10 protein-coding genes are annotated in these 13,294 nt (G+C 61.7%); 5 read left to right on the forward strand and 5 right to left on the reverse strand.

What is annotated here, in order from left to right; genetic code table 11:
• The first annotated feature begins 50 nt into the window (after nucleotides 1-50).
• Nucleotides 51-371 carry a hypothetical protein gene (locus tag IC234_RS18490; protein ID WP_190927545.1) on the forward strand — a complete coding sequence of 107 codons (321 nt, stop codon included), beginning with the start codon at nucleotides 51-53 and terminating at the stop codon, nucleotides 369-371.
• Between the two features lie 87 nt (nucleotides 372-458).
• On the opposite strand, the gene IC234_RS18495 is transcribed toward IC234_RS18490, so the two are convergent.
• The gene (locus IC234_RS18495; protein WP_190927549.1) at nucleotides 459-692 is read right to left on the reverse strand and encodes a hypothetical protein; all 234 of its coding nucleotides are present in this window, start codon (nucleotides 690-692) and stop codon (nucleotides 459-461) included.
• Nucleotides 693-833: 141 nt separating this feature from the next.
• On the opposite strand from IC234_RS18495, the gene IC234_RS18500 reads away from it, so the two are divergent.
• Nucleotides 834-1,313, forward strand: a complete 480-nt coding sequence (locus IC234_RS18500) for a hypothetical protein (protein ID WP_190927553.1) — start codon at nucleotides 834-836, stop codon at nucleotides 1,311-1,313.
• Nucleotides 1,314-1,396: 83 nt separating this feature from the next.
• Nucleotides 1,397-2,308 carry a prohibitin family protein gene (locus tag IC234_RS18505; RefSeq protein ID WP_190927556.1) on the forward strand — a complete coding sequence of 304 codons (912 nt, stop codon included), beginning with the start codon at nucleotides 1,397-1,399 and terminating at the stop codon, nucleotides 2,306-2,308.
• An 81-nt stretch (nucleotides 2,309-2,389) separates the two neighbouring features.
• Here IC234_RS18505 and IC234_RS18510 read toward each other — a convergent pair whose 3' ends face one another.
• Together IC234_RS18510 and IC234_RS18515 are read right to left on the reverse strand one after the other, a co-directional pair.
• Nucleotides 2,390-3,760, reverse strand: coding sequence for a RagB/SusD family nutrient uptake outer membrane protein (locus IC234_RS18510; protein WP_190927558.1), 1,371 nt, complete (start codon nucleotides 3,758-3,760; stop codon nucleotides 2,390-2,392).
• 44 nt (nucleotides 3,761-3,804) lie between these two features.
• Nucleotides 3,805-6,846: a SusC/RagA family TonB-linked outer membrane protein gene (locus IC234_RS18515; protein ID WP_223827776.1), complete on the reverse strand. Its 3,042-nt coding sequence runs from the start codon at nucleotides 6,844-6,846 to the stop codon at nucleotides 3,805-3,807.
• 303 nt (nucleotides 6,847-7,149) lie between these two features.
• On the opposite strand from IC234_RS18515, the gene IC234_RS18520 reads away from it, so the two are divergent.
• Entirely contained in the window at nucleotides 7,150-8,319 is a 1,170-nt protein-coding gene (locus IC234_RS18520; RefSeq protein ID WP_190927565.1) for a ribonuclease D, read from the forward strand.
• A gap of 68 nt (nucleotides 8,320-8,387) precedes the next feature.
• Here IC234_RS18520 and aceA read toward each other — a convergent pair whose 3' ends face one another.
• The gene (gene aceA / locus IC234_RS18525) at nucleotides 8,388-9,671 is read right to left on the reverse strand and encodes an isocitrate lyase (protein WP_190927568.1); all 1,284 of its coding nucleotides are present in this window, start codon (nucleotides 9,669-9,671) and stop codon (nucleotides 8,388-8,390) included.
• Nucleotides 9,672-9,877: 206 nt separating this feature from the next.
• Entirely contained in the window at nucleotides 9,878-11,503 is a 1,626-nt protein-coding gene (gene aceB / locus IC234_RS18530) for a malate synthase A (RefSeq protein WP_190927571.1), read from the reverse strand.
• 268 nt (nucleotides 11,504-11,771) lie between these two features.
• Here aceB and IC234_RS18535 point away from each other — a divergent pair, with 268 nt between their 5' ends.
• Nucleotides 11,772-13,277, forward strand: a complete 1,506-nt coding sequence (locus IC234_RS18535) for a helix-turn-helix domain-containing protein (protein ID WP_190927574.1) — start codon at nucleotides 11,772-11,774, stop codon at nucleotides 13,275-13,277.
• Nucleotides 13,278-13,294: the final 17 nt, after the last annotated feature.

Raw genomic sequence — 13,294 nt, forward strand, 5'->3', positions numbered from 1 at the left:
CACGGACCGTAAAAGGCCGGACTTACCCTTATTTTCCCTTCTGACCAACCATGAAAAAAGTAACCTTGTTGCTCGCCCTTTGCGCTTTTGCTACCGCCAGCTACGCGCAAGATGTAACGCCCGCCGCCCCCAAAACGGAGGTGAAGACGCGCGATAACGGCACACAGAAAGTGGTGACCAAAACCGGCAAAACGAACGTGGGCGCCGCCCTCGATAACACCAAAGACGCCGCTGGCAACGTAGCGCATAAAACCGGCCACGCCATCAAGTCGGGCGCCAAGAAAACCGGCCACGCCGTGAAGCGCGGCGCCAACAAAGTGAGTGGCAAAGCTAAAGAAGGCTCGGCTAAATTGGAAGACAAAACCGAGTAGCATCGGAGCCTCCCCTGTTCCCTTTCCGTATTTCCGTGAAAACCCTGGCCTTTGCTGGCCAGGGTTTTTTTGTGCGTTCGCCGCTGCTTACGCGGCAGGCTTTTCGCGTATTTCGTGCAGCACTCGCTCCACCACGCCCTGGCCAAACAGGCTGACACCGGCGTTGAACACTACCAGGGCGGCCGTGCCCGCGGCCACCCACTGCCCGGTGGGCACGCGCTTTTCTTTGAGTTGGCCGGCCCACTGCACCAGGCAGGCGCCGGCGCCGATGGTAAGGAGGCCCAGGGGCGAAAACAGCAACCATTTCGTTTTGTGAGTCATTGCAAAAGCAGTATCGTGGCAGGGATGTAATGAACGCCGCGACGCGCCGATTCAGCCGTTGGCTTGGCGCTGCCGCGTACCTTTCGGCTTTTAGCCTACGCACCAAAACCGGCCGCGTTGCGGTCATTCCGCCATTTGCTTATGTCGCCCTACGAACAGCTCCTCCACTTGGCCTTCACCGCGCCCAACGACGTGAAGTACTACCTCACCCCAACCGCGCTGCAGGCCCACGACCAATTGCGCGCCGCGCCCAGCGCCCAGCGCCCTTTCCGCTTCGAGCAGGTGCGCCTGGGCTTGGCCATGGCCCTGCTGAAGCTGGTGAGCGAGCTGGGCGACCACGACGCCAGCCGCCAAGTGCTTGACGTGTTGCACCGCGCCCTCTCCGAAGCCCGCTCGCCCGAGGACATTGACCGCATTGTGGGCCGCGAAGCCAAACTGTTCGACCGCCTTTACGACAACTTGTACGTGAACGAGGAGGGCGAAGAGCTGCTCAACCTTTTCGGCCGCACCCTCGATGCCGATGCGCCCGAGTTGCTGGAGGAAGTGGCCCGCGAGGGCGTGGAACTGGCCCGCACCCTCGATTTCGCTACCGACGAGGACGACGATACCGACGAAGACTAGCCCCAGCCGTCGCCTGATTTTCTGCCTTCCGGCTCACACTCTTTGCGTTTACTCTCACCTTCTCACTCAGTTCCAACCGCCCCATGGCACTCACCATTTTTGGCTTCATCCTCCTTGTGCTGGGGCTGAATGCCGCGCGCTTTTCCGAACGCATGGAGCGGCTGCGGGGAGGTCTTGTATTCCTAGGCATTGCCTTTTTGCTGCTGGGCATCTCGCTGAGCACGGTGGTGCAAGTGGGCGTGGGCCAAGTGGGCGTGCAAACGCTGTTTGGGCAGGTGCAGAAGCGCGTGCTGCAGCCCGGTTTGAACGTGGTGAACCCGCTGGTGGACGTAACCCGCTTCGATACCCGTACCCAGAACTATACCATGTCGGCGCAACACAATGAGGGCCAGCAAGCCGGCGACGACGCCATCCGGGTGCTGTCGGCCGACGGGCTCGAAGTTGTCATTGACCTCACCGTGCTCTACCACGTGGTGCCATCCGAAGCGCCGCGCATCCTCTCGACCATTGGCGAGGATTACCAGGAGAAAATTGTGCGGGCCATTTCGCGCACCCGCATTCGCGACAATGCCGTGTATTACGACGCCGTGTCGCTGTACTCAACGCGCCGCGAGGAGTTTCAAACCCGCATTCTGGCGGCCATCGAGAAGGATTTTCGTAGCAGCGGCCTCAAGCTCGACCAGTTGCTCATCCGCAACATTCAGCTGCCGCCCTCGGTGAAGGCCAGCATCGAAAGCAAGATTTCGGCCGAGCAGGACGCCCAGAAAATGCAGTTTGTGCTGCAAAAGGAAAAGCAGGAGGCCGAGCGTAAGCGCGTGGAGGCCCAGGGCATTGCCGACTACCAGCGCATCGTGAACACCGAGCTGAGCGACAAGCTACTGCAGTACGAAACCATCAAAGCCAACCAAGCCATTGCCACCTCGCCCAACGCCAAGGTCATCATCATGGGCGGGGGCCGCGGCAACGGGCCCCAACTGCTGCTGGGCGACAAGTAGCCGGAGCGTGATTAGTCTAAAACAAAAAGGCCCGCAACAAGCGTTGCGGACCTTTTTCGATGTACGCTGAAGCTTCTCCGACTAGTAGCCGGGGTTCTGTGTCAGGTTGGGGTTAGCGTTGATTTCGCGCAGCGGAATGGGAAAGACGAGGCGCGACGAATTCCACGGAATGGCCGCGCCGGTGGCCGGGTCAACCGTCGATTCGCGGTTGCGCTTCAGGTCGCCGAGGCGGAAGCCCTCAAAGGCCAGTTCAATGCGCCGCTCCTTCAGGATGCTGTTGATGGTGAGCGTAACCAGCGGGGCCAGCTTGGCGCGGGCCCGAATGCGGTTGATGTCGGCCAATGGCGTGGCGCCTACGGTCGTGCCGGCGCGGAAGTTAGCCTCGGCCCGAGTGAGGTACATCTCGTCGAGCCGGATGAGCTTGATGTTGCCATACAACGCGTCGTACTTGGTGGTATAGGTGGGCGCACCCGCCGTGATGGAATACACGCTCAGGCGGTCATCGCCGGGCTCAAATAAGCTGAGAAACTGGCTTTGGATTTCGACATCGGCGCGCTGCTGCTCCGAATAAAACTGCCCTACGGGGTCGGCAATGGACGTTTGAGCGTTCACCTGAATAGCGAAAATGTCTTCCGGCGTATTCGGCGAGAGGTTGCTGCCGTTGCCGAAGTTATCGGCGTAGTTGGCGTTAAGGCTGAAGCTGTTCGAGGCAATGACGCGGGTGGCGGCATTGGCCGCGCCGGCGTAGTTGTTCTGCTGCAAGTACACCCGTGACAGAACGGCGGCGGCGGCGTACTTATTGGCAAAGATGCCGTTGCTGGCCGGCAGCTGGTTTTCGGCAGCAGTCAGGTCGGCAATTACTTGGGCGTACACTTCCGCCACGGTGTTGCGGCTCACGGAGTTGGCCGGGCTGATGGTGGTGGTGGGCGTCAGCACCAGCGGCACGCCGGGGTTACTTTGGGGCGTGCCGTCGTTCCAGTCCCGGGCGTACAGGCGCACCAGGTCAAAGTACACCAAACCGCGAATGAAGCGGGCCTCGCCTTCTATGCGGGTTCGCTTGGCAGGCGTATCGAGCTTGCCCAGGTTGGCTAGCACGTTGTTGACACGGTTGACGGTGCTGTAGGCCCGCAGCCAGATATTGGCTACCGTGGAATTGTCCTTCAGGATGGTTTTGCGCTGCAGCTGCTGCGGCTGCTGGTAGGTGCCCACAAAATCCACGTCGCCGTTGTCGGCCAGCAGGTCCGACAGAAATTGGATGTAGCCGACGTAGGCGTTGTCGCTTTGCAGGCCGGTGTAGCTGCCCACCAGGGCGGCTTCCACGTCGCTGGACGTGTTCAGGGCATTGGCCGCGTCCACGGTGTCGACGGGCTCCACGTCGAGCTTTTTATTGCAGCTGCCGAGGCCGCCCACGAGCAAGGAGGCAGTAGCCAGACCGATAATTAACTTTTTCATTTTTATACGATAAGTACTGAGAGAGAAATGAGAAACCGATGCGCTTAAAAGCCGATGTTCACGCCAAACGTGTAGGTGCGCGGCTGCGGAGCGGTGTAAAAGTCAATTCCCTGGTTGATGTTGTTCTGGCTCTGGTTGGCGGTGCCGGTGAGGTAATCGGTGCTCACTTCGGGGTCCCAGCCTTTGTATTTGGTGAAAGTGAGTAGGTTGAGGCCTTGCACAAAAATGCGGGCCGACTGCAGGTAGGCACGCTTGGTGAGGGAGCTGGGCAGGTTGTAGCCCAGCAGCACGGTGCGCAGGCGGCCGTAGTCGCCGTTGCGCACAAAGCGCGACGACAAGCCCGTGCCGTTGCCGCTCAGGTACACGGCGCGCGGCACGTCGGTGATGTCGCCGGGCTTCTGCCAGCGGTTCAGCTGGTCGCGGGTCTGGTTGTCGGGACCGTTGTTGAACGCGGTGGAGTAGTACTGCGCACCACTGTCGAAAATCTGGTTGCCGAACACGCCCGAAATGGTGAACGACAGGTCGATGCCTTTATAGCCCAACGTGTTGGTGATGCCGCCCGTCCACTTGGGGTTGGGGTTGCCCACCACCACCGGCGTGGCCAGGTTGATGTCGGCCGTGGTGGAGCGGTCCACGCTGCCGTCAGGCTTGGGGGCGTTCACGTAGTAGAGAGCATCGCCGTTGGCGGGGTCTACGCCCGCGTACTCGGGGCCCACAAACACGCCCAGCGGCTGGCCTTCCTGCGCACGGCTAAGGTTGCTGCCCAAAATATCCGGCCCGTTTAGGTTCAGAATCTTGTTGCGGTTGAGGGCGGCGTTGAAGCTGGTGGTCCAGGTGAAGTCGCCGGTCAGGTTGCGCGTGGTGAGCACAAATTCGAGGCCGCGGTTTTCGAGGCTGCCCACGTTGGCAAACTGCGTAGAGAAGCCCGACGTGCCCGGCACCGGCTGCGACAGGGCCAGGCCTGTGGTGCGCTTCCGGTACACGTCGATTTCGCCGCTGATGCGACCATCGAACAAGCCGTATTCCAAACCAGCATCAATTTGGGTGGTCGATTCCCACTTCAAGTCGGGGCTGGCAAGCTGTGAGGGGCGCTGGCCCGGAATGCCCACGTAGCCGGCATCGCCCGAGAATAAGGCGCGTGAAATGAAGTTGCCGAAGCCTTGATTGCCCGTTTTGCCGAGGCTGGCCCGCACTTTCAACAGGCTCAGCAGAGCGTTATCCTTTAGAAAACTTTCTTCCGAAATCACCCAGCCCACCGAACCGGCCGGAAACAACCCGTAGCGGTTGTTGGCTCCGAAGCGCGACGAGCCGTCGAGGCGGGCGCTGGCGCCAACCAAGTACTTGTTAGCAAAGGCATAGGAGCCCCGGGCAAAGTAGGAAACTAGTACGTTGCCGGTGCTTGACGAAGTACCGGCCGTGATTTGAGAGGAATTAACCAGCGTCTTAAAGGCATCTGACGCAAACTGGGTGCCCGTTACGTTGCTGCTGGTCAGGCGGCCCTCCTCGTAGCTAGTGCCCAGTGTGAAGTCGAGGGCGTGCACCTCATTCAGTGTTTTGCGGTAGCCAAAATAGTTGTTCACGATGACGCGGCCGTTGGTTTGGGCTGCGCTGTAGCCGAAGCCATTGGTGGGCGAGCTGTTGCGCGCGGTGATGCGCCCTAGGTACTGGTTTTCGGTCTGGTTGATGAGGTCGGCACCCACTTCCGACCGGAAGAAGAACTCCGGCGTGAACTTGAACTGCGCGTACACGTTGCCCAGCACCCGGTACGAAATGGTGGTGTAATTGCCGCCAATCACGTTCAGGAGCGGGTTGTAGTAAAAAGGAAACGTGGTGTTGGGCAAGCCGGTAGCGGGGTCGAGCGAGCCGCTGACGAGGCCCGTGCGCGGGTCGATGAGCGGGGTGATGGGCGCCAGCGCCACAATCTGCATCGGCGTGCTGAAGGCATTGTCGTTGGGCAGGCGCTCGTTGCGCGAGCGCGACACGGCCGTGTTAATGCCGAACGACAGGCGGTCAGTAGCCTGCTGGTCGAGGTTGAAGCGCACGCTCATGCGCTGGTAGGCGTTGCCCACCAGTATGCCCTTCTGGTCGGTGTACTGGCCCGAGATGAAAAACTTGGTTTTTTCGGAGCCGCCGGCCACGTTCAGGTCGTATTGCGAAAACGGCGCCCGCTGAAAGGCCTCATTCTGCCAGTTAGTGTCATAGGTAAGCGGGTCGGAGGCGCCGGCCGCGTAGGTACGCAGGCGGGTGGCATTGGCCGTGGCCGAGCGGCCCGAGTTCACCAGCGCCTCCGTGAGCAGGGTTACGTATTCTTGGCTGTTCAGAAACTCGCGCTTGTTGGTCGGCTCGCTGCGGCCCGTCTGGTAGCCCAGCGTGAAGCGCGTGGCGCCAGCTTTGCCGCGCTTAGTGGTCACGAGCACCACGCCGTTGGTAGCGCGCGAACCGTAGATGGCCGACGCCGACGCATCCTTCAGCACGCTGATGCTTTCGATGTCGTTGGGGTTGATGTCGGCAATGGGGTTGGTGGCCGCCGTCGTCGACGACAGGTTGTCGGCCAGCACCGGTATGCCGTCGACTACATACAGCGGCTGCGTGTCGCCGCTGATGGACGACACCCCACGCACCCGGACCCGGATGCCCTGGCCCAACTTGCCGCTGCTGCTTTCGATGAACACGCCCGCGGCCTTTCCCTGAATGGATTGCTCGAAGGACTGCACCGGCTGGTTGCCTACATCGCGGCTCGACAGTTGCACCACCGAACCCGTCAGGTCGGCTTTGCTCTGGCTACCGTAGCCCACCACCACGGCTTCGTTTAGTTCGGTGGCCGCCACGGCCAACGTGACGTTCACGGTGGTTTGGGCGCCCACGGCCACGGTCTGGCTGGTGTAGCCCACCGAACTGATGACCAGCGTGGCATTGGGCTGCACATTCAGGCTGAAGGCCCCGTCGGCATTGGTGCTTACCCCGTTGGTGGTGCCTTGTTCCAGCACTGTGGCGCCGGGCAGGCCGCCGCCATCGGAACTTAGCACCCGGCCCGTGATGGTGCGGGTTTGGGCCTGCGCGGTCAATGCATACAGGCTCAATGCCATCAGCAAGAATAACCTTAGATGGGTAAAAAGTCTCTGTTCCATGATTGAATTGGTTGGTGAGTAAGTGATGAGAAGCCGGTTTTCATATATCCAATCAAAGTGTGAAATTGTTGGAGACTAAGCATCATTGGGCAGCATACGCTGTATTTATTTCATCTATTTATGCTAGATGTTAAAATGAAGATAATTACACAATATATGATGCTAAAAAATAAGGTCCCTGGCAATATTTTCCCGTAGCCTACCTTTACGCGCCAGCCGGACCCAGCCCGGTGCTGGTCTCGCCGCTTCCTGCTCGCTTCAATGCCAATCATTCATTACCTGACCACGGCCGACGCTATTGCCACTGCCGCTGCCCACTTCGCCACCCTCCCTCGCATCGGCATTGACCTGGAATTTGACGACATGCGCCACCGATATGGGCGGCACCTGGCCCTGATTCAGGTCTTCGACGGCCAGGAAGTGTACCTGATTGACCCCTTGCCGTTGGCCGACATGGCGGCTGGCCTCGAGCCTTTGTTCGGCGTGCTGCGCAACCCGGCCGTGGCCAAGGTGTTCCACTCCTGCAAGTCCGACATTTTGCTGCTCGACGAGCTGTTCAGCGTCAACTGCCGCAACATCGTGGACACCAGCGTGCAGTTCACGCTGCTGGCGGCTGAGGACAACAACATTTCGCTCGGCCGCCTCATTCAGGCTGAGTTGGGCTTTGAGGTGGACAAGGGCGAGCAAAAATCGAACTGGCTGAAGCGTCCCCTCACCGAAGCCCAAAAGGAGTACGCCGCCAACGACGTGCTCTATCTATTCGAACTCACTGACCGCCTAAGCGCCCGCCTCGAAGAACTGGGCCGCACCGACTGGGCCGCCCAGGAAAACCTGGCCCTCGAAGCCGTGCGCTACGGCCGCGACGACCCGCGCCCGTGGTCGCGCAACGCCGCCAAGTACAAGATTACGCCCCAGGAAATGCCCATTTTCCGGGAATTGTACTTGCTGCGCGATGCCGTAGCCCGCCAACTCGACCGCCCGCCCTACCACGTACTCAGCAACGACAAGCTGGCCGAGCTCACGCGCAAGCCCATCGAGACGCCCCTGCAGCTGCGCACCGCCAACGGCCTGCACCCCGAGCTGAAACGCTCGCCCTACGCCGAGCAACTGCTGGCCATCGGCACCACCGACCTGGCTCCCGACACGCCCCTGCCCGCCGACCAGCGCAAGTTTCCGTTCCGCCGCCGCCTCAACGGCCCCGCCGCCACCCGCGCCGAAGCCCGCGAAACCTTGCTCAACACGCTCAAAACGCACCTCGCCACCGACCACGGCAGTACCATGGCCAACATGGTGCTCAGCAACCGCCTCATTGCCGACATCATCGAGCTGGGCGCCGACGCTGCCTTGCGCCCCTGGCAGCAGCAGCTGCTCCGCGAGTCGGCCGAACGCCACGGCGAGAGCTACGAGCAACTGGCCGCACCGTTTGCGTAGGCCAGCATAACGCACAAAAAAAGCCCGCCGCATTTCGCAATGCGGCGGGCTTTTTTTGTGCGCTAACGTCAGAACTGCGCTTCCTCGGTGCTGCCCACAAGTGCCGCCGTGCTGGTTTGGTTGCTGGTCACCACGTTCTGCACGGCGTCGAAGTAGCCCGTGCCCACGAAGGATTGGTGCTTCACGGCCTGGTAGCCGTCCTTTTGTAAGGCAAACTCCCGTTCCTGCAATTCCGAATAGCCGGCCATGCCGCGCTGCCGGTAGGCCTGCGCCAGCTCAAACATGCTGGTATTGAGCGCATGGAAGCCGGCCAGGGTGATGAATTGAAATTTGTAGCCCAAGGCAGCCAGCTCTTCGCGGAAGGTTTCCATCTGCGCCTTGCTCAATTTGGCGGCCCAGTTGAAGGACGGGGAGCAATTGTAAGCCAGCAGCTTGCCGGGGTATTGGGCGTGAATGGCTTCGGCGAATTTGCGGGCATCGTCCAGGTCGGGGTGGGAGGTTTCCATCCAGAGGAGGTCGGCGTAGGGCGCGTAGGCCAGGCCGCGGGCAATGCCGGCTTCCACGCCGCAGCGAATGCGGTAGAAGCCTTCGCTGGTGCGCTCGGCTTCCTGCAGGATGAAGGGCTGGTCGCGCGGGTCCACGTCGGCGGTCAGCAAGTCGGCCGCGTCGGCGTCGGTGCGGGCCACGATGAGCGTGGGCACGCCCAGCACGTCGGCCGCCAGCCGGGCCGCCACCAGCTTGTTGATGGCTTCCTGGGTGGGCACCAGCACCTTGCCGCCCAGGTGCCCGCACTTTTTGGCCGACGACAGCTGGTCTTCGAAATGCACCCCGGCCGCCCCGGCCTCTATCATCATCTTCATCAGCTCAAAGGCATTCAGGTTGCCCCCAAAACCGGCTTCGGCATCGGCCACGATGGGCGCGAGGTAGTGCACGTCGGCGCGGCCGTCGAGGTGCTGAATCTGGTCGGCGCGCAGCAGGGCGTTGTTGATGCGGCGCACCACGGCGGGCACGCTGTCCACGGGGTAGAGGCTTTGGTCGGGGTACATGTGGCCGGCGCCGTTGGCATCGGCCGCCACCTGCCAGCCGCTGAGGTAGATGGCCTGCAGGCCGGCTTGCACCTCCTGCACGGCCTGGTTGCCGGTGAGGGCGCCGAGGCCGGCCACGTATGCCTGCGAGTGCAGCAGTTCCCACAGCCGCTCGGCCCCTTGGCGGGCCAGCGAGTGCTCAATGTGCACGGAACCCTGCAGCTTCACCACATCCTGCGGCGAGTAGGGGCGCTGAATGCCAATCCAGCGAGGGTTGTGGGCCCAGTCGAGGGCCAGGTCGGCGATGCGTTGATGATGCGATTTCATAGGAGTTGAGTTAGGGAACGGTTGGGATTGGAATGGGCAAAGCGTGGCCAGGCTGCTTGGGAAGCGGCTTTTTTAGAATATTCGATTGGGGTAGAGACGCAACATTTTGCGTCTTCTCATTGAACGACTTGCGTGGCACAATGCCACCCGAGCGCGTTGTGAGCGACGCGGACGACGAGACGCAAAATATTGCGTCTCTACATCTTCTAAGCTAGCTGCTCGTAGGCCGGCACGGTCAGGAATTCGATGAACTCCTCGCTCATCACCAGCTTATCAAAAAGGCGGGCGGCTTCCAGATAGTGGCCATTTTCGAAAGCCTCCTCCCCTACCTGGCCTTTGATTTTCTCCAGCTGGCCGGGCACCAGCGCGCGGTACAGCTCGGGCGTCACGGGGCGGCCGTCGGCCAGGGTGGTGCCGGGCGTATGCAGCCACTGCCACACCTGCGCACGGCTGATTTCGGCCGTGGCGGCGTCTTCCATCAGGTTGTAGATGGGCACGCAGCCGTTGCCGCCCAGCCAGGAGGCCAGGTACTGAATGGCCACGTCGATGTTCAGCTTCAGGCCGTCTTCGGTGATGGCGCCTTGGGGGGCACGCACCAGGTCGGCGGCCGAGATGTGCACGTCGGGGCGCTTATTCCCGATTTGGTTGGGGCCGGGCATGAGGCGGTTGAAGACCTCCAGCGCCATGGGCACCAGGCCGGGATGGGCCACCCAGGTGCCGTCGTGGCCGTTGGTGGCCTCGCGGATTTTGTCCTGCCGCACCTTTTCCAAAGCGGCTTCGTTGGCGGCCGGGTCGTTTTTGATGGGAATCTGGGCGGCCATGCCGCCGATGGCGTGCACCCCGCGCCGGTGGCAGGTCTGCACTACGAGTTGAGAATAAGCAGCCATGAAGGGCGCGGTCATGGTGACCTCCGCACGGTTGGGCAGCCGGAAGTTAGGGTTCAAGCCCAAGCGCTTGATGTAGCTGAAAATGTAGTCCCAGCGCCCGCAATTCAGCCCGGCACTGTGCTCACGCAGCTCCCACAAAATTTCATTCAGCTCAAACGCCGCCGGTAGCGTCTCAATAAGCACGGTGGCTTTGATGAGGCACTTGGGCAGCTTCAGCGACCATTGCGCAAAGCCGAACACGTCGTTCCACAGCCGCGCCTCAAGGTGGCTTTCCAGCTTGGGCAGGTAGAAGTACGGCGCCGAGCCGCGGGCGCAGAGCTCGTGGGCATTGTGGAAATAATAGAGGCCAAAATCGAGCAGCGAGGCGCTGATGGGCTCGCCGTCGACCAATACATGCTTCTCCACCAGGTGCCAGCCGCGGGGGCGCACCATGAGCACGGCGGTTTTCTCATGCAGGCGGTATTCCTTGGTGGGCGTGCTCAGCGAGATGGTGCGGCGCACGGCGTCGCGCAGGTTAATCTGGCCCTGCACCACGTTCTCCCAGGTGGGCGAGTTTGAATCCTCCAAATCGGCCATGAACACGCTGGCGCCGGAGTTCAGGGCGTTGATTATCATCTTGCGCTCCACCGGGCCGGTGATTTCCACGCGGCGGTCGAGCAGGTCTTCGGGCAGGGGCGCCACGGTCCACTCCTGCTCGCGCAAGCGCTGGGTTTCGGGCAGAAAATCGGGCAGGATGCCCGCGGCGAAATCGGCCTGGCGCTCCACGCGGCGGGCCAGCAGCGCCCGGCGCGTGGCATCGAAGCGGCGGTGCAGCTCGGCCACGAAGGCCAGGGCTGAGGGCGTGAGAATTTCGGCAAACTCCGGAGAGTAGGTGCCGAGGACCTTCACCCGTTCGGGCGTGAGGAAGGTGGGCGTCGGGGCGGGGGCGGTGTCGGCGAATGTCATAGCGAATGGTGGATTGGTGGCTGGATGGGCTCAGATACTGATTTCCAACGGCTGCGGCAAGCGCTGGCCGGCGACTTGCACAAACATACGCAAGCGAATTTGTATTTGTTAGCGAATTTTCGCTGAAAGAATAAAATTTGCAAAGCCTCGTACCTTTGGATGCACTGCCCGGCATCTCAGAAATGCGCTTGCCGCCCGTTTGCGGCGCTATTCGGGTAGCGTCGGCCTCTTGGCACAACCGCACATTTAGCAACCAGCAACTCATCCAATGCTTAACCATGGTCAGGTCGTCCGCCTCATTTTTGGCTTGAAGCTGCGCGAGCTGCGTCAGGAGCGGGGCCTGAGCCCAGGCGAGCTGGCGCGCATCTGCGACGTGTCGGTGAGCTACCTCAACGAGATTGAAAAAGGCAAAAAGTACCCCAAGGCCGACAAGATTTTGAGTTTGAGCCAGGCGCTGGGCGTGCGCTACGACCAGCTCACCTCGCTGGCCCTGCCGCGCCGGCTGGAGCCCATTGCCGAGCTGCTCAACTCCAAGATTCTGAAGGAATTTCCGCTGGAGATGTACGGCCTGGAGCCGGCCCGCATCATCGACCTGATTGCGAACGCGCCGGCCAAGATGAACGCCTTTATCAGCACCATCTTCGAGATTGCGCGCAATTACGAAATGCGCCAGGAGCACCTGTTTCTGGCGGCGCTGCGCTCGTTCCAGGAGATGCACGACAACTACTTCGAGGACTTGGAGCAGGACGTGCGGGCCTTCGTGGGCAGCCACCAGCTGGCCACCGCCGCGCCTTTCGACCTCAGCCAGCTGGAACGCGTGCTCACCCAGGAATACGGCTACACCCTCGACCGCGAAACCCTGGGCCAGCACCCCGTGGCCACGCAGGCGCGGCTGCGGAGCGTGTTTCAGCCCAAAACCAAGCGCCTGCTCATGCGGCCGGGCCTGAGCCGGGGCCAGCAGGCCTTTGTGCTGGGCCGCGAGGTGGCCTTCAACTACCTCAAGCTGACCGAGCGGCCCTACGTGAGCAGCAGCACGCAGGTGCGCACCTTCGAGGAAGTGCTGAACAACTTCAAGGCCTCCTACTTCGCCGGGGCGCTGCTGATGGAAGAAGAAAGCCTGCTGCGCGACGTGAAGAAGGTTTTCGGGGCCAAAAAATGGAACCCCGGGCTGATGCTGAACCTGCTGACGCAGTACGACGTGAGCCCCGAGATGTTCATGCAGCGCCTCACCACGCTGCTGCCGCGGCACCTGGGTTTGCAGAGCTTGTTCTTCCTGCGGTTTGACCAGCGCGACGCGGCCTCGCCCTTTGAGCTGACCAAGGAGCTGCACCTGGCGCGCCTGCACAATCCGCACGGCAACGAGTTGAACGAGCATTATTGCCGCCGCTGGGTGAGTTTGCGGCTGATGGAAGAAGCCCGCGCCCTGCCCGTGCCCGACACCGCCGAGGCCCCCGTGACCGTGGCCGGCGCCCAACGCTCGCGCTATTTCGGCACCGACGACGAGTACCTGTGCTTCACGCTGGCCCGCGCCGGCACGCCCACCCAGCCCGCCCTGAGCGTGACCGTGGGCTTGCGCTGCGACGACAACCTGCGTGCCCAGGTCCGCTTCCTAGCCGACCCGGCCCTGCCCTTCCGCATCGTGAACGAAACCTGTGAGCGTTGCCCCATCCCGGACTGCGAAAGCCGAGCCGCCGCGCCGGTCGAAATTGAACGCCAGGCCGAGCGCGCCGCGTTTGAAGCTGCCGTGACGGCCCTGGTTCAAGGAAATAGCTGATGCAGAGAGGATGGTTG

The organism is Hymenobacter armeniacus (genome assembly GCF_014699055.1).
GTDB classification, from domain to species: Bacteria; Bacteroidota; Bacteroidia; order Cytophagales; family Hymenobacteraceae; genus Hymenobacter; species Hymenobacter armeniacus.

What these genes read in the sequence shown, in the direction of transcription:
- IC234_RS18490 (WP_190927545.1), top strand. Translation starts at nt 51, where the DNA reads ATGAAAAAAGTAACCTTGTTGCTCGCCCTTTGCGCTTTTGCTACCGCC.
- IC234_RS18495 (WP_190927549.1), bottom strand. Translation starts at nt 692, where the DNA reads ATGACTCACAAAACGAAATGGTTGCTGTTTTCGCCCCTGGGCCTCCTT.
- IC234_RS18500 (WP_190927553.1), top strand. Translation starts at nt 834, where the DNA reads ATGTCGCCCTACGAACAGCTCCTCCACTTGGCCTTCACCGCGCCCAAC.
- IC234_RS18505 (WP_190927556.1), top strand. Translation starts at nt 1,397, where the DNA reads ATGGCACTCACCATTTTTGGCTTCATCCTCCTTGTGCTGGGGCTGAAT.
- IC234_RS18510 (WP_190927558.1), bottom strand. Translation starts at nt 3,760, where the DNA reads ATGAAAAAGTTAATTATCGGTCTGGCTACTGCCTCCTTGCTCGTGGGC.
- IC234_RS18515 (WP_223827776.1), bottom strand. Translation starts at nt 6,846, where the DNA reads ATGGCATTGAGCCTGTATGCATTGACCGCGCAGGCCCAAACCCGCACC.
- IC234_RS18520 (WP_190927565.1), top strand. Translation starts at nt 7,150, where the DNA reads ATGCCAATCATTCATTACCTGACCACGGCCGACGCTATTGCCACTGCC.
- aceA (WP_190927568.1), bottom strand. Translation starts at nt 9,671, where the DNA reads ATGAAATCGCATCATCAACGCATCGCCGACCTGGCCCTCGACTGGGCC.
- aceB (WP_190927571.1), bottom strand. Translation starts at nt 11,503, where the DNA reads ATGACATTCGCCGACACCGCCCCCGCCCCGACGCCCACCTTCCTCACG.
- IC234_RS18535 (WP_190927574.1), top strand. Translation starts at nt 11,772, where the DNA reads ATGCTTAACCATGGTCAGGTCGTCCGCCTCATTTTTGGCTTGAAGCTG.